The following is a 16,164-nucleotide window of genomic DNA, read 5'->3' on the forward strand; positions in this document are numbered from 1 at the left end:
TTCAACGCGGCACGACTGCTCGGCGTCTCCGGCTCCGTCGGCCGGCTGGCCCCCGGCTGCGCGGGTGACGTCCTCCTCGTCGACTCCGACCCGCTGGACGACGTCGCGACGCTGTCCCGGCCCGTCAGTGTCGTGCGGGCCGGGACGATCTGCTGAACAGGTCCCACGGCACCCGCTCCCTCCCCGTCGCTCCCTCTCGCCAAGGAGTACCCATGACGCCTCCCTCCTCGTCGCCGTCCCGGCGCGCCGTGCTCGCTACGGCCGCCGGTGCGGTGCCGTCCATGGCCGCAGCGGCGGCGGCGCCGGCCTCGGCCGTCGACCGCGAGCGCCCCCGCAAGGCCGTGGTCTTCCGCAACGTGCGGCCCTTCGGTGCCGCCCGGTCGGTGGACCTCACGGTCGTCGACGGCCGTGTCAGCGACCGACCCGCGCCCCGGGGAGCGGAGGTGATCGACGGCGGCGGCCGTATCGCCCTGCCGTCCCTGGTCGACGCGCACATCCGCCCGGACAAGACGTCATGGGGCGGCCCCTGGGTGTCACGCAAGCCCGCGGACACCATCGCGGACTTCGTCGCGCAGGACGTCGAGCTGTTCGAGAGCCAGACCCGGAGCGTCGGGGAGCGGGCGTACGGGCTCATGGCGCACGCCGTGACGCGGGGCACCCGCGCGATGCGCGCCCACGCCGACGTCGCCCCCGCCTACGGACTGGCCGGCCTGGAAGGCATCGCCGCCGCGCGCGAGCGGCTGGCGCACGCGCTCGACGTGCAGATCGTCGCCTTCCCCCAGCACGGTGTCGTCCGCGCTCCGGGCACGGCCGCGCTGCTCGAACAGGCCGCGCGCGGCGGCCTCGTGGACTTCGTCGGCGGCATCGACCCGATCAGCTTCGACCGGGCCCTGAAGGAACAGCTCGACCTCGTCTTCGGACTGGCCGACCGCTACGGCGTCGGCGTGGACATCCACCTCCACGACACCGACGACAAGGGCGTGACGGTACTGCGCGGCATCATCGAACGCACCCGGGCGCTGTCCCTCCAGGGCCGGGTCACCGTCAGCCACGTCTTCTGCCTGCCCGCCCTGCCCGACACCGAACTCGGCGCCCTCGCCGCCGAATTGAGAGACCTCGACATCTCACTGACCACCGTGGCCCCCAGCCGCGACCTCGTCCTGCCCGTCGCCCGGCTGCGCGAGCACGGCGTCAAGGTCGGACTGGGATCCGACGGAGTGCGCGACGCCTGGAGCCCCTTCGGCAACGCGGACATGATGCACCGCGCCCACCTCCTGGGCTGGGTGACGGACGCACGGCTCGACGCGGAACTGTCCTCCTGCTACGAGACCGCCACGCACGGGGGCGCCGACGTCATGGGCCTCGCCCGGGCCGCCCTGACACCGGGCAGCCCGGCCGACTTCGTCCTGGTCAGGGGCGAGTGCGTGCCTCAGGTCGTGGTCGACCTGCCGCAGCGCGACCTGGTGGTGCACGGCGGCACCGTCGTGGCCCGCGACGGCCGCCTCGTCCACCACCACCCCTGATACGCACCGGCACCGGCACCGAGCTCGGAGTGCGGGACAGTGGTCGTCACGCGGCTCCCCCGATGAGGTCGGCTGCCTTCTCCGCCGCCATGATCGTGGGCGCGTTGGTGTTGCCGCGCGGCACCGTCGGGAAGACGGAGGCGTCGGCCACCCGCAGGCCCGGCACGTCGTAGACCCGCAGCTCGGGGTCGACCACCGCCCCGATCGCACACGTCGACGTCGGGTGGTACAGCGTCTGCCCGGACCGCTGCGCCCAGGCGAGGAGATCCGCGTCGGTGTCCGAGGCCGGCACGTCGAAGGGGGCCGTGACCAGGTCGGTGACCGCCGACTGCGCGGCGATCTCCAGAGCGATACGGATGCCCGCGACGATGACCTCCCGGTCCTGAGGAGTCGTCAGGTAGTTGTGCACAATCCGGGGTGCCGCGTCCGGGCGCGGGGAGCGCAGCATCACCGCACCCCGGCTCGTCGGAGCGAGTACGCACGGGCCGAAGGAGAAGCCGTGCCCGGTCGGCGCGCCGAGTCCGTCCTGGTGGAAGAGCACCGGAGCGGCGTGGAAGCCGGCCCGGCAGACCCTCCCGGTCCTGGCCAATCGCGTACGGCTCACGGTTCCGTCCTGACCTGAACCTCGGCTTCCGGTGGGCCGTCGCTTCAGTGCACGTCGGGGCGGGGGCGGTGCCGAGGGGCTGGCAGCGCGCGGGCGTGCGCGGCGGCCAGAGCGACGCGCACCGCCCCGTCCGCGGTCGCCTCGTCGGCCGGTTCGCCGGTGAACACGAGCCGGAAGTAGATCGGCGCGGCGAGGGCCTTGAGGAGTTCGGCGGGGTCGGTGTCCGCGGGCAGCTCGCCCCGCTCGACGGCTCGGGTGACAACGGGTTCCGCCCGCCGGAACCGGTCGTCGAAGAGCGCCCGCTTGACCTCGGCGAGCCGGGGGACGCGTACGGCGTCCGAAAGGACGGTGGCGAGCAGGGCCCGGCCGGCCAGCGTGGCCATGGTGGCGACGAGGGAGCGGGCCAGCGCGCGCAGGTCACTCTCCACCGCCCCGGTGTCGGGGACCGGGATCTCCGCGGCGAAGTGACCGGCCAGCGCGTCGGCGACAAGGGCGTCGGAGTCCGCCCAGTTCCGGTAGATCGTCGTCTTGTGCACACCGGCCCGCCGGGCGACGCCGTCGACGGTGAGCGCCGCATACCCGGTCTCCCCGAGCTCGGCGACGGCCGCCTCCAGTACGGCGGCACGCATCCTGTTCCCCCGGCCGACGGCGGGGGCACGCCTGGACGGCGACCCGGCAGACTCCATTGCAACTCCCAGTTGCGTTGATGGCGGACCATGCGACAGGATCAGGCTATCGCAACTGCGAGTTGCAATGCGGTCGTGTGCCCTCGGGGACGCGGGCGCTCCCGACCCATGGATCGAGGTTCCATGACCCGCGACTGTCGAGCCTCCCGGCGCACGAGCGGCTGGGCGCCGGACCGCATCCCCGACCAGTCGGGGCGACTGGCCGTCGTCACCGGCGCCAACAGCGGCATCGGCTACGTCACCGCCCGCGAACTCGCCCGCCGCGGCGCACATGTCGTCCTGGCCTGCCGCAGCCACGAGCGCGGCCGGGACGCGGTGGAGCGGCTGCGAGCCGAAGTCCCCGGCGCCCGCACCGAACTGCGCCTGCTCGACCTCGCCGACCTGAAGTCCGTGCGCGCCTTCGCCGAGGGCTGGAGCCAGGACCGGGTCGACCTCCTGGTCAACAACGCCGGCGTGGCCATGGTGCCGTTCTCCCGCACCACCGACGGCTTCGAGTCCCAGTTCGGCGTCAACCACCTCGGCACCTTCGCGCTCACCGGCCTCCTCATGCCCCGTCTGCTGGCCGCCGCCCATCCGCGTGTGGTCACGGTCAGCAGCGAGGGCCAGCGATTCGCCCGCTTCGACATGGCCAACCTCAACGCCGAACACCGCTACCGGGCGGCCTTCGCCTACGTGCGGTCCAAGCGGGCCAATCTCTACTTCGCCATGGAACTTCAGCGCAGGGCCGACGCCGCCGGGCTGAGGCTGCGCAGCATGGCCGTCGCCCCCGGACTCACCCGCTCCAACGTCCTCACCGGCGGCGCGAACAGTGCCCGGGGCCGCGCCTACCGGCTCCTCACACGCCTGCTCCTGCGCATCGCGTTCCGCCCCACGCCGGACGGCGCCAGGACCACCCTGTACGCCTCGACCGTCCCGGACCTGCCCGGTGGGAGCTACGTCGTGCCCGACGGTCTGCTCCAGCTCCGCGGCGAGCCCGTCCTCCGTAGCCGGGAACGCGCGATCCGGGACTCCGTCACGGCCCACCGGTTGTGGGTGCTCTCGGAACAACTCACCGGCGTGCGGTACGCGTTGTAGTCCTCACGGAACCCGGCGACGCCGGGTTCTCTCAGGCCGGTTGGGCCTGCGCCGGGGCCGGTACGGACGGCTGGGGGCGGGTGCGCAGCCGTACGGTCAGCGTGCTCACGCAGCCGGCGAGGAGACCGAAGACGAGCGCCGCGGACGCGCCTGAACCCACGGCGACGTAGTACAGCAGTGGCCCGGCGGTGCTCCCCTGGTAGGAGAGCAGCGAATTCCAGACCCCGCTCGCCACGACGCCGAGGGTGGTGGCGGCGACGGCGCCGAGCATGTACGCGGGGTAGGTCACGCGGTCCAGCAGGACGGGCAGCAGCCGCAGTCCCCACCAGACCACGGCGAGCAGCGCGACGTCGCCGAGCCGGTACAGCAGCCAGCGTCCGGGCTCGGATCCGGTGGGCATGGTCCAGGCGCCGAGCTGGACCCACAGCCGCAGCAGATCACCGGGCTCGGACAGCCGCCCGCCGCCCCCGAACCCGGTCTGGATACGCCCGGCGACCCGGTCGTTGGAGAGCACGAGCAGGGCGAGGGCGACCACGGCGGTGCCCAGGGTCGCGGCGAGCCGAGCGGTGGCCGTGCTCGGCACGGTCGGCAGGGTCGGCACGGCCGGGCGTGTTTCTGGTGTCGCCTCGGGCCGCAGCAGCGTCATGAGACCGGTGGCCGCCGCCGCGGCCACCAGGGCGGCCACCACCGGGAGTTCGCGGCCCTGTGCCATGGCGCTCGCGAGGCGGGGCAGCAGCCGGAACCCCGCCGAACCGCCGGACGCGACCATCCAGGGCGCGGAGACGGTGACCGCGAGCATCGCCGCGACGATGCCCCAGCCCCACAGGGCCGCCACGGTGACCAGGGCGCGCCGGACGCCGGGGCCCGAGAGCCGGCGCAGCAGCGGCAGCGCGCCGAAGGCGAAGAGCAGGACGAGCGCGACGTAACGCACCCGCATCGCGGTCTCCCTCAGCGCCGCGTAGTCCGTGCCGTGACCGGCCGCGCCGACGGGGTCGGTGACCTGCGTCGAGGACGGAAGGTCGGTCGACCAGGGCATCGTCCACATCACCAGGCGGTTCGCCTGGTCGGGGCCGAAGAACCGCATGGCGCCGGGCAGACTGAGCGCGTGGGCGCTGGAGCCCGCCCACCAGAGCAGTCCGGCCAGCAACAGCGCCCCGAAGAACGCCGGTCCGAGCACACGCCGATAGGTCACTGTTCGTCCCCGCCCTCTGCCCGCACCCGCGGGTTCCGCCCCCGCCGGTCGGCGGATCCATGACAACGGCGACAGATGTATCAGACACCGAAGCCGCGGTCACCTGCACGGGCGGGATTTGAGTACGCGTACTCATGGGCCCGCACTCATGGGCCCCGCACCCGCCCCGCGCGGTCCGCGTCCGATCGCAGTACGCGAGGGCATGGCCCGGCGGATCACCGGGCAGGGGAGAGGTTGTTCGGCGTCGAACAGCTCAGGAGGGAGCGCCCGTGGCCACAGGCGGAAGGGACGCGACTGCCGTGCCGGAGGGTGCCGACGACACCCCGCTGCACCGGGCCATCGGTCCCAAGCTGCTGATCCTCTTCGTGGTCGGCGACATCCTCGGTACCGGCATCTACGCCACCACCGGGCAGGTCGCGGGCAAGGTCGGCGGGGCGCTGTGGCTGCCGTTCGTCATCGGGTTCGTGGTGGCGATCCTGACGGCGGCCTCGTACGTCGAGCTCGTCGGCAAGTACCCGAAGGCGGCCGGGGCCGCGCTGTACACGCAGAAGGCGTTCAAGGTCCCGTTCCTCACCTTCATCGTCGCCTTCATGGTCATGTGCTCGGGCCTGTCCTCGGCGAGCGCGGCGGCCCGCGCCTTCAGCGGCGACTACCTCGGGGAGTTCACGGACTTCTTCCCGCCCACCCTCGTCGCGATCCTGTTCATCCTCGCCCTGGCGGCCCTCAACCTGCGGGGCGTGTCCGAGTCGGTCAAGGCCAACGTGGTCTTCACCCTGGTCGAGCTGACCGGCCTGTTCGTCATCCTGGCCATCGGCGCCTGGGCGGTCCTCACCGGTGAGGGCGAGCCCTCGCGGCTCGGCGAGTTCCAGGCGGGCGGCACCGGCTACGCGCTGCTCACCAGCGTGCTGGGCGCCACGGCCCTCGGCTTCTTCGCCTTCGTCGGCTTCGAGGACTCCGTCAACATGGCCGAGGAGACCAAGGACCCGGCACGCACCTTCCCGCGGGCCGTCTTCACCGGTGTCGCCGTCACCGGGACCATCTACGTCCTGGTCGCCCTGGTCTCCTCGCTGCTCGTCGACCACCGCGTCCTGGAGGGCTCCAGCGGTCCGCTGCTGGAGGTCGTCAAGGCCGGAGGGGTGGACTTCCCGCCGAAGCTCTTCGCGCTGATCGCCCTGTTCGCGGTCACCAACTCGGCGCTGATCAACATCATGATGGCCTCCCGCCTCTGCTACGGCATGGCGAACGAACGCATCCTGCCCAGCGGCCTCGGCCGTGTCCTTCCCCGGCGCCGCACGCCCGTCGTCGGCATCGTCTTCGTCTCGCTCCTCGCCATCGGTCTGGTCTCCACCGGCGAGATCGCGGGCCTCGGCGACACCACCGCGTTCCTGCTCCTGTGCGTCTTCGCCGTCGTCAACATCGCAGTCCTGGTGCTGCGCCGCGACCCCGTCGAGCACAGGCACTTCCGTACGCCGACCGCCCTGCCGGTGCTGGGGGCGGTCACCTCGCTGATCCTGGCCAGCCCGCTGTCGGACCGCCCCGCGGACGTCTACATCCGGGCGGGCGTGCTGCTGGCGATCGGGATCGGCCTTTGGGTGGTGAACAAGGCGGTGATGAAGGCCCGCGGCGAGGAGCACCCCGCAGGCGACCCGCGACCATGACGGGACCGGCCTGGTGCCGCGGAGCCGCCCGGGCACCAGCGGGCCGGGGCGCGCGGCGCCTGCACGGCCGGCCCCGACCGCCGTCACGAGGCCGTCGCCGGACGGCGCCGCCGCGGGTGGCCGACCATTCGGTCGCGCGCTGCCGACCGGCCTAAGGCGCCGCCCCACGTCCTCCAGGCGGCGTCGCGCCCCATGCGTACGCCCGCGCCGGTACCCGCGGTCACTCCCGTGGGACGGGGCGCAGCGCGAAAGCCGTCGAGAAGGGTGACGGCCCGTTCAGGGCAAGGGTGAAATCCTTTTCAGGCGCAGGTAGGGTGAGCAGGTGGGATTCACGCAGGGTGAGAGGACGCGGACGCAGGTGGTGACGATCCAGGACGTGGCGCGAGCCGCCGGAGTATCCCCGGCGACCGTCTCACGGGTCTTCAACGGCGGCAGTGTCACACCGGCACGCGTCCTGTCCGTCCAGCAGGCCGCGGCGGCGCTCGGCTTCGCACCGAACCGGGTGGCGCGTTCGCTGCGCAAACAGCGCTCCAGCGTGATCGCCCTGATCATCCCGGACATCGAGAACCCGTTCTTCACCTCGCTCGCCCGGGGCGTCGAGGACGCCGCGCAGCGCACCAGCCACTCCGTGGTGCTGTGCAACTCCGACGAGGACACCGACAAGGAGCGCCGCTACCTCGAAGTCGCCCTCGGCGAGCAGATGGCCGGGGTGATCGTGGCCGCCGCCTCCCAGGACGAGACCGACCTCGGGCCGCTGATCGCCCGCGGCGTGCCCGTGGTCGCCGTCGACCGCCGGCCCCGGGACGCCGAGGTGGACGCGGTCCGGCTCGACGACCACCACGGCGGCGAGGTCGCCACCCGGCACCTGGTCCGGGCCGGCTACCGCAGGATCGCCTGCATCACCGGTTCCCAGGGCGCCTCGACCTCCGAGGAGCGGCTGGCCGGCCACCGCGCGGCGCTGAACGCCCTGCGAGGCCCCGGAGCCGCGGACGACGCCTACGTACGGCACGCCGACTTCCGGGTGGAGGGCGGCCGCGCGGCGATGCGCGAACTGCTGGCGCTCCCCGAGCCGCCCGACGCGGTGTTCGTCGCCAACAACCTCATGACCATCGGCGTCCTCGACGCGCTCCGGGAGGCCGGTCGCACCCCGCCCGGCGTCGGCGTGCTCTCCTTCGGCGACGTGCCGTGGGCCTCGCTGGTGCGGCCGTCGCTGTCGGCCGTGGAACTGCCCTCTTACGAGCTGGGGCGCACCGCGGCCGACCTGCTGCTCCAGCGGATGGAGGGCGCTGACGCGCCGTTGCAGACCGTGGTGCTGCGCACGACGCTCCAGGTGCGCGAGAGCACCGGCGGCCCGAGCGGGGACTGAGGTCCCCGCTCGGGCCGCCGGCGCCGCCGCCCTACTTGATGCCCGACGTCTTGACCGACTCCACGATCTGCCGCTGGAAGGCGAAGAAGAGGAGCAGCATCGGCAGCGCCGCCACCGTCGCCGCGGCCAGGATGTAGTTCCAGTTGGAGGTGTACTGCGTCTGGAACGAGGCGATGCCGAGCTGCACCACCGTCAGGTCCTGGTCGCTGGTGGCGACCAACGGCCAGACGAAGGCGTTCCAGTTGGCGAGGAAGAAGAAGATCGCCAGCGCGGAGAGGATCGGCCGGGACATCGGCAGCACGATGTTCCAGTAGACCCGCCAGTGACCGCACCCGTCGATGACCGCCGCCTCCTCCAGCTCCCTGGGCAGCCCCAGATAGAACTGCCGCAGCAGGAAGATGCCGAACGCGTTGAAGATCGCCGGGATGATCAGGCCGGCGTAGCTGTCCAGCAGGCCCAGTTCGCGGGCGACCATGAACAGCGGGATGAGCACCACGGGTGCCGTCACCAGGAGGGTCGCGAAGATGGCGCCGAAGAGCTTCTCGCGGCCCGGGAAGCGCAGCCGGGCCAGCGCGTAGGCGGCCATGGAGTGGAAGAACAGCGCCGCGACCGTGATCACCGCGGAGATGAAGAAGCTGTTCCACAGGTAGCGCGCGAACGGCACCTCCGTGAAGACGTACACGAAGTTGTCGAAGGTGAAGTCCGTGGGGATCAGCCTGCCGTCGGTGACGGTCTCCCGCGTCTTGAAGGACGACGTGACCATCCACAGCACGGGCAGGACGCTGATCACCGACACGACGACGGCCAAGGCCGTCAGCCCGGCGCGCGGGGACGGCCGCCGGCGCCGTCCGGTCCGGGCGCCGGCCCGGGGCGTCATGGTCTCACTCGCCATCGTCGAACCTCCCGCCCTTCGTGAACTTGAAGATCACCGCGGAGACGGCGACCATGATCAGTACCAGGAACGAGCCCATGGCCGACGCGTAGCCGTACTCCCCGAAGCCGAAGGCCTGCTGGTAGATGTAGAAGATCGCCAGCGAAGTGCCGTTGGCGGGGCCGCCGTTGGTCAGGACGAAGACCAGGTCAAGGCCGCCCGTGATGGCGGCCACCGTGGACATCAGCAGCACGAAGAAACTGGTCGGCCGCAGCAGCGGCCAGGTGATGGTGCGGAACGAGGTCCACGGGCCGGCCCCGTCGAGCTTCGCGGCCTCGTAGTACTCCTTGGGGATCTCCTGAAGCCCCGCCAGGAAGATGATCATGTAGTAGCCCATCATCACCCACACCATGACGGCGATGACGCAGCCGAGGGCCAGCGACGGACTGCCGAGCCAGGACTCGCCGTCGAGACCGGCGGCCCGCATGGCCCGGTTGACCGCGCCGGTCTGCTCGTCGAGCAGGAACTTCCACAGCACGCCGACCACCACGAGGCTGATGACGTACGGCAGGAAGAGCGCGGTGCGCCAGACGCCCATGCCGGGCAGCCTCTGCTTGACCAGCAGGCCCAGCCCGAGGCTCACGCAGAAGAGCACGGGGACCAGGATCACGACGTACAGCCCCGTGACCTTCATGGAGTCCCAGAAGAGCGGGTCGTTCAGCATCCGCTCGTAGTTGCCGAGCCCGATCCACCGGTAACTGCCGAAGCCGCTCACCTGGAAGAAGCTCAGCGCGACGGACAGCACCATCGGGACGGCGACGAAGACCAGCAGCCCCAGCACGTCGGGGGCGAGGAAGAGGGCGGCGGCCAGCCACTCGCGGTGTTCGCGGCCCAGCCGGCGGCTCCCGCCCGGGGCCGGTTCCCGCGCCGGGACCGTGGTGGCCCGCGACGGCCTCGCGGCGACACTGCTCATACCAGGCTCGCCCCCTCATAGCTCTTCGTGTAGGCGCTGATGGACTGCGCGGCCCGCTCCGCCTGGCCGGCCACGCCGCGGCCCGCGAGCATCGTGCCCTGGATGGCGTCGGAGATAGCCTTGTAGATCACCGGCGGATAGCGCGGTTCCGCCCGGCCACCGGGGAAGACGTCGTCCTTGAACTTCCGCATCACCTCGGTGTCGTAACCCCCCTTGGCGGCGCCCCGCTCCAGGGCACTCGCACGCGGCGCCACGTCGGACTTGGCGCCGACGCACCAGTCGACCATCCGGTCGATCGAGTCGTCCTTCATGGAGCCCAGCGCCCAGACGCAGAACTCGGCCGCCGCCTCCGGATCGCGCCCCTGCGCGTTGGCGCAGAACGACCATCCGCCGAGGGCGGTGACGTACTCACCGCCCTCGGGCACCGGAAGCCTGAAGACGCCGTACGGGTAGTCGGGCGCGAACGCCTTGAAGCTGGAGACGTTCCAGATGCCCTGCTGCCACATGGCGACGTTGCCGCCCTTGAAACCGCCGATGACGTCGCCCGCGGCGGGCAGGGTCCGCGGCGCGATGCCGTGGCGCACCGCGTCCTGCCAGAGCCCGAGGGCCCGCCGGGTGGCCTCCGAGTCGAAGGCGACCGCGCCCCGCTCGTCCAGGACGTCACCGCCGCCCTGCCACATCCACGGGTACCAGGTGAAGTTCTGGTAGTAGCCCGGGTTGGTCTCGAAGACCAGGCCGGCCGTGGTGTCGGAGCGCAGCCTGTCCCCGACGTCGAGCAGCTGGTCCCAGGTCGTGGGGATGTCCGCCTCGGACAGGCCCGCCTTCTCCCAGAGGGCCTGGGAGTAGAACATGGCCAGCGGCTCGACCTCCATGGGCAGCGCGTAGACCTTGCCGTCGACCTTTCGGCTGTCCAGGGTGGAGCCGAAGTCTTCGACGGCCGCCCGGTCCATGTACGGAGTGAGGTCCTGGAGCACGCCACCGTTGTAGTAGCGCAGGAAGTCGCCGGGGGAGAGCAGGAAGATGTCCGGGCCCTCGCCGGTGGCGAAGGCGGACGGCAGCTTGAACCCGTTGAGGTAGGTGGGCTGCGGCAGGTACACCAGGTCGATCTGCCTCTTGTGGGTGGCGTTCCACTTGCCGACCAGGTCGGTGAACCACTTGGACTGCGCGTTGACGGCCGGATCGGGCGAGCGCTGGGGACCGTAGAAGTTCCAGAACTGGAGGTTGCCCCCCTGCGCGCGGGCCGAGCCGCAGCCGGTGAGCAGGGCCGGGGCGGCGACGGCCGTGCCGGCGCCCGCCATGGCGGTGAGGAAACGGCGGCGTGAGGCGGCGGTGCCCGCCGCACCGGCGCCGGCCGGTCGCGCGGCTTCGTTGCCGTGCTGGAGCATGCGTGCGCTCCTGTCGGAGTGGGATGGGGCCTGGATGGACGGCGAGGTCAGCCGACCTCGAGCGTGAGCAGGTCCGGCGTGGCCGGACGGGACGCGGAACTCGGCGCGTCCAGATAGAAGAGCGAGGTGCTGGCGATGTCGTCACTGGTGTGCCGGTAGCGGTGCGGCAGCCCGTTGCCCTGACCCGGCCCGATCCCGAGGCTCTGCACGGTGACCCGGAGGTCCTCGGCGAAGCGGACCGGGTCCAGGACGTGCCAGCGGTACATCCCGAACCGCTGCTGGCTGTCGTAGAGCCCGTCCGGGCGCAGGATCTGGTTCAGCCCCAGGTACGGGGTGGTGTACGCGGTGTAGCCCTGCCCGGGCACGTCGAAGTTCCAGGCGCCGCCGAAGTAGTCCTCGGTGCCGGTGCCGCAGATCGTCGGGAACTCGTCGTCGCCGTCGAGGTAGAACTTCAGCTCGCCCTCGCCCCACCAGCCGGGGCTGTTGACGCCCCACGCCAGATACGTACCGACGTAGCTGCCGGCGCCGGTGACGCCGTCGAGCAGGGTGTGCACCTCGCCGAAGGGCACGGGGTGGCTGCGGCGCCACTGGGCGTGGAAGTACGAGGCGTCCTCGCCTACCTCGTCCAGTTCGTAGTCCACCTGGTAGTAGAGGGTGACCTTCTCGGTGCTCAGGTTCTCCAGGGTGATGCGCGCCCGGCGGCGGAAGGGCATCGGCCAGTACGCGTTGAAGCCGCCGTTGGGGTTGGCCGCGACCGGCACCGACGAGACCTGGCTGAAGGTGTTCCAGCCGTTGCAGAAGAAGTCGCCGAGGGGGACCTCGACGGCCGGGGTCTCCTCGCCCTCCCAGTACATCCGCAGCAGGGTGCCGCGCCAGGCCCGGTGCGGGTCGGTGGTGCACCACAGGTGGCGGATGGTGCCGGGGCCCTCGATGTCGGCGAGCTCCGCCGTCGCGCCGGCCGGGATGTCGATGCTGGGGGAGATCTTCCAGCCCGGCCCCAGCCGGCTCGCCGCCACCGCGCCCGTGCCCTCGGTGGCGCGGCCGCCGCCGGACTTGGCGCCGGTGAAGTTCTCGGCGCTGATGGAACGGCTCACGGCCCGCGTCCTGCGGGAGAGGCCGTCGAGTCCAAAGGTCGTCATCGTGTTGTGCCCTCATGGTGGAGTACGGGGCGCGCCGCGGGCCGTGAGTGGCACGGTGGGCGCGGGACGGGACGGGGAGCCTTCGCCGGTCGGCTCGACCGCCAGTCGGCTCGACGCCCCTGAAATCCATTTCACCGAAAGCTAGAGCTGCCCCCAAGGGGTGTCAAGAGGTGAGACAGGCGCACGATGTCGAAGCTTGCGCCCCCTCTCTGACACGGGCTTCTCTGGTCAACGGGTAGTCGGGGCGTGCTCTCTTGACGCTGAAATCGATTTCTGTCAGCGTGCTCGCCATGCCTCGCAACGCAGTCATCGGTGTGGACATCGGCACGTCGAGCAGCAAGGGCGTCCTCGTCGGTCTCGACGGTGCCCTGATCCGCACGGCCGTACGGGAGCACGCCCCCGCAAGGCCGGGCCCCGGCCGCTTCGAGATGGACGCCGCCGTGTGGTGGCGCGAGTTCACCGCACTCGCCCGGGAGCTGACCGCCCCCGGCGACGCCACCGTGACCGCCGTCGGAGTCAGCGGCATGGGCCCCTGCGTCCTGCTGGCCGACGAGGACGACACGCCCCTGCGCCCCGCGATCCTCTACGGCGTCGACACCCGCTCGGTCCGCCAGATCGACCGGATCGGGCACCGGCTCGGCGCCGAGGAGATCCTCCGTCGCTGCGGGTCCGCGCTGACCACCCAGGCCGCCGGGCCGAAGATCGCCTGGATCGCGGAACAGGAACCCGAGCTCTACGCCCGGGCCCGCCGCCTGTACATGCCGAGCTCGTGGCTGGTCCGCAAGCTCACCGGCGCCTACGTACTGGACCACCACTCGGCCAGCCAGTGCACCCCGCTCTACGACACGCACGCCGGCGAGTGGTACGCCCCCTGGGCCGCCGAGATCGCCCCCGGCATCGAACTGCCCCGACTGCGCTGGTCCGGTGAGGAGGCCGGCACCCTCACCGCCGAGGCGGCCCGGGAGACCGGACTGCCCGCCGGCATCCCCGTCGCCACCGGCACCGTCGACGCCTGGGCGGAGGCCCTGAGCGTGGGTGCCCAGCACACCGGCGACCTGATGCTGATGTACGGCACCACCATGTTTCTGGTGCACACGGTGGCCGAGCCCCTCACCAGCCCGTCCCTGTGGGGCACGGTCGGCGCGCTGCCCGGCACCCGCAACCTGGCCGGCGGCATGGCCACCTCGGGCGCCGTCACCAACTGGCTGAAGGACCTGTTCGCCGACGGCGACCACGCCGAACTCACCCGCCTGGCCGCCGAGTCGGGCCCCGGGGCCAACGGCCTGCTGATGCTTCCGTACTTCTCCGGGGAGCGCACGCCGGTGATGGACCCGGACGCCCGCGGTGTGATCGCCGGTCTGACCCTGTCCCACACACGCGGTGACCTCTACAGGGCGGCACTGGAAGCCACCGGTTTCGGCGTCCGCCACAACATCGAGGTCCTGGAGGCGGCCGGCGGCGACATCCGCCGCGTGGTCGCCGTCGGCGGCGGCACCCAGGGCGCGCTGTGGACGCAGCTCGTCTCGGACATCACCGGCCGTCCCCAGGAGCTGCGCACGATCACCATCGGCGCGAGCTACGGCGGCGCCCTGCTGGCCGCGCAGCTCGTCCACGACGCCTCGATCGACGACTGGAACCCCGTACGAGCGACGGTGACCCCACGCCCCGAGCACGGCGAGCGCTACGACGAGCTCTACGCCCTGTACCGGCGGCTCTACCCGGCCACTTCGGACGTCGTCCACGTCCTGGCGGCCCTCCAGGACCGCTGACCGCCCCCGACCCTTCGCCGCCGCCCGCCCGCCCACCACGGCCGGCCCGGCACCGGCACCCCCGCGCCCAGCCGGCCCCCACCCGGCCGCACGCACAACCAACGGAGACCGCATGACCGCGTACACCCTGCCCGAACTCCACCGGCCCCCCACCGCCGAGCCGGCCACCGTCTACACCGTGACCAGCGGCGATCTCCGCCCCGCCGCCAACACCACCTGCTGGCCCACCCAGGAGAAACTGGAGAGCGACCTCGCGGCGGCCGTCACCGGCCTCGGCTGGAAGGTGCGCCGCGGCCACCCCGTCGACGAGACCAAGGGGCACGGCTTCATCGACAGCCAGCGCGCCGGCATCGAGGTCTTCAAGACCCTGCCCGAGGACGCCCCGCTGATCGTCGTGGAGGCCGTGTGGCAGTACAGCCACCACGTCCTCGCCGGCCTGCGCGACCACCAGGGCCCGATCCTGGTCGTCGCCAACTGGAGCGGCGAGTTCCCGGGCCTGGTCGGCCTGTTGGGGCTGGCCGGCAGTCTCACCAAGGCGGGTGTCGACTACTCCGTCCTGTGGAGCCCCGACTTCACCGACGACTGGGCGCGCGAGGGCCTGCGCACCTGGCTGGAGACCGGCACCCTCACCCACGACACCAGCCATGTCCGGCCCCTGCCGCCGCTGCCGAAGGACGCCGAGACCGAGCTCGGGACCGCCCTCGCCCGGCAGTTGCGCGAGGAGAAGGCGATCATCGGCGTCTTCGACGAGGGCTGCATGGGGATGTACAACGCCATCATCGACGACGAGTTCCTCAACCCGCTCGGCATCTACAAGGAACGCCTCTCGCAGAGCGCCCTGGTCGCCGAGATGAACAAGGTCTCCGACGAGGAGGCGCAGGGCGTCCGCGACTGGCTCGACGAGGCCGGCCTGACCTTCCACACCGGCACCGACGAGGCCACCGAACTCACCGACGCCCAACTGCTCAGCCAGTTCCGGATGTACATCGCCGCGCTGCGCATCTCCGACGACTTCGGACTCGACGCGGTCGGCATCCAGTACCAGCAGGGCCTCAAGGACACCGTCCCGGCCAGCGACCTCGCCGAGGGCCTGCTCAACAACGTCCAGCGCCCGCCCGTCCGCAGCCGCGACGGCGCCCGCGAGCTGTACGCCGGAGCACCGCTGCCGCACTTCAACGAGGTGGACGAGGGCGTCGCCGTCGACTCCCTGGTCACCAACCGCATCTGGACCGCGATGGGCCTGGACCCGGCCACCACCCTGCACGACATCCGCTGGGGCGAGGAGTACGACGGCCGGTTCGTGTGGGTCTTCGAGATCTCCGGCTCGGTCCCCGCCTCCCACCACGGCGGCTACGACAAGTCGTACAGCATGCGCCAGCCGCCGATGTTCTTCCCGCTCGGCGGCGGCACCCTCAGCGGTGTCTCCAAGCCCGGCGAGATCGTCTGGTCGCGCGTCTTCCTGATGGACGGCCGCCTCCACGTCGACCTCGGCCGTGCGAGCGCCGTCGAGCTGCCCGAGGAGGAGACCCGGCGCCGGCTCGACGCCACCAACCACCAGTGGCCGATCATGCACGCGGTGCTGCACGGCGTCACCCGCGACCAGTTCATGGCCCGCCACCGCGCCAACCACCTCAACGTGGCCTACGCGCCCGACGCGGACACCGCCGACAAGGCGCTGCGCGCCAAGGCGGCGCTCTTCGCCGAGCTGGGCGTCGAGGTGCACCTGTGCGGGGACGTGGCGCTGTAGTACCGACCGCTCCCGGCGTTCCGCCCGTCGCCCGCGACGGGCGGAACACCCCCACGAATCCGAGGAGTTCCGCATGTCTCGTATGACAGGTTCACGACACAGTGAGCCGGGCGGTGAGCCCCAGGCGACCGGCGGCCCGAGCCGGCGCCGCCTGCTGCGCACCGGCCTCGGCCTGAC

The 16,164-nt window shown here is 71.8% G+C and carries 14 protein-coding genes; 7 read left to right on the plus strand and 7 right to left on the minus strand.

The genetic code is table 11. From position 1 onward, the window contains the following. Nucleotides 1-156 (plus strand): amidohydrolase family protein (locus GTW67_RS36410; protein WP_161168978.1); only part of this gene is annotated, 156 nt, incomplete at its 5' end. A 56-nt stretch (nt 157-212) separates the two neighbouring features. After that, the gene (locus tag GTW67_RS36415) at nt 213-1,523 is read left to right on the plus strand and encodes an amidohydrolase (RefSeq protein ID WP_161168979.1); all 1,311 of its coding nucleotides are present in this window, start codon (nt 213-215) and stop codon (nt 1,521-1,523) included. A gap of 46 nt (nt 1,524-1,569) precedes the next feature. Here GTW67_RS36415 and GTW67_RS36420 read toward each other — a convergent pair whose 3' ends face one another. After that, complete coding sequence (locus GTW67_RS36420) at nt 1,570-2,127, minus strand: GMC oxidoreductase (protein ID WP_346010830.1); 558 nt, start codon at nt 2,125-2,127, stop codon at nt 1,570-1,572. A gap of 44 nt (nt 2,128-2,171) precedes the next feature. Then, nucleotides 2,172-2,756 carry a TetR/AcrR family transcriptional regulator gene (locus GTW67_RS36425; protein WP_161168980.1) on the minus strand — a complete coding sequence of 195 codons (585 nt, stop codon included), beginning with the start codon at nt 2,754-2,756 and terminating at the stop codon, nt 2,172-2,174. A 180-nt stretch (nt 2,757-2,936) separates the two neighbouring features. Between GTW67_RS36425 and GTW67_RS36430 the strand changes: the two genes are divergently transcribed. Further along, entirely contained in the window at nt 2,937-3,887 is a 951-nt protein-coding gene (locus GTW67_RS36430) for an oxidoreductase (RefSeq protein WP_161168981.1), read from the plus strand. A 31-nt stretch (nt 3,888-3,918) separates the two neighbouring features. On the opposite strand, the gene GTW67_RS36435 is transcribed toward GTW67_RS36430, so the two are convergent. Continuing rightward, nucleotides 3,919-5,079: a hypothetical protein gene (locus tag GTW67_RS36435; protein ID WP_161168982.1), complete on the minus strand. Its 1,161-nt coding sequence runs from the start codon at nt 5,077-5,079 to the stop codon at nt 3,919-3,921. Between the two features lie 269 nt (nt 5,080-5,348). Between GTW67_RS36435 and GTW67_RS36440 the strand changes: the two genes are divergently transcribed. Both GTW67_RS36440 and GTW67_RS36445 read left to right on the plus strand, forming a co-directional pair. Next, a complete protein-coding gene (locus tag GTW67_RS36440) occupies nt 5,349-6,737 on the plus strand; it encodes an APC family permease (RefSeq protein WP_161168983.1) in 1,389 nt (462 codons plus the stop codon). Nucleotides 6,738-7,059: 322 nt separating this feature from the next. Beyond that, nucleotides 7,060-8,103, plus strand: a complete 1,044-nt coding sequence (locus GTW67_RS36445) for a LacI family DNA-binding transcriptional regulator (RefSeq protein WP_346010831.1) — start codon at nt 7,060-7,062, stop codon at nt 8,101-8,103. A 31-nt stretch (nt 8,104-8,134) separates the two neighbouring features. On the opposite strand, the gene GTW67_RS36450 is transcribed toward GTW67_RS36445, so the two are convergent. From GTW67_RS36450 to GTW67_RS36465, 4 genes are read right to left on the minus strand one after another with little or no spacing between them, the layout of a single operon-like run. Continuing rightward, nucleotides 8,135-8,995: a carbohydrate ABC transporter permease gene (locus GTW67_RS36450; protein ID WP_237519202.1), complete on the minus strand. Its 861-nt coding sequence runs from the start codon at nt 8,993-8,995 to the stop codon at nt 8,135-8,137. Beyond that, on the minus strand, nt 8,985-9,947 hold the full coding sequence (locus GTW67_RS36455; RefSeq protein ID WP_161168984.1) for a carbohydrate ABC transporter permease: 963 nt from the start codon (nt 9,945-9,947) through the stop codon (nt 8,985-8,987). The genes GTW67_RS36450 and GTW67_RS36455 overlap by 11 nt, the downstream gene beginning before the upstream one ends. Continuing rightward, complete coding sequence (locus tag GTW67_RS36460; RefSeq protein WP_161168985.1) at nt 9,944-11,332, minus strand: ABC transporter substrate-binding protein; 1,389 nt, start codon at nt 11,330-11,332, stop codon at nt 9,944-9,946. Before GTW67_RS36460 ends, GTW67_RS36455 begins: the two co-directional genes overlap by 4 nt. Nucleotides 11,333-11,379: 47 nt before the next feature. Continuing rightward, on the minus strand, nt 11,380-12,426 hold the full coding sequence (locus tag GTW67_RS36465) for a glycoside hydrolase family 172 protein (RefSeq protein WP_346010832.1): 1,047 nt from the start codon (nt 12,424-12,426) through the stop codon (nt 11,380-11,382). Between the two features lie 335 nt (nt 12,427-12,761). Here GTW67_RS36465 and GTW67_RS36470 point away from each other — a divergent pair, with 335 nt between their 5' ends. Continuing rightward, complete coding sequence (locus tag GTW67_RS36470; protein WP_161168987.1) at nt 12,762-14,240, plus strand: FGGY-family carbohydrate kinase; 1,479 nt, start codon at nt 12,762-12,764, stop codon at nt 14,238-14,240. A gap of 112 nt (nt 14,241-14,352) precedes the next feature. Next, the gene (locus GTW67_RS36475; RefSeq protein WP_161168988.1) at nt 14,353-15,987 is read left to right on the plus strand and encodes a fucose isomerase; all 1,635 of its coding nucleotides are present in this window, start codon (nt 14,353-14,355) and stop codon (nt 15,985-15,987) included. Nucleotides 15,988-16,164: the final 177 nt, after the last annotated feature.

This window comes from Streptomyces sp. SID5910 (genome assembly GCF_009862125.1).
Taxonomy (GTDB): Bacteria; Actinomycetota; Actinomycetes; order Streptomycetales; family Streptomycetaceae; genus Streptomyces.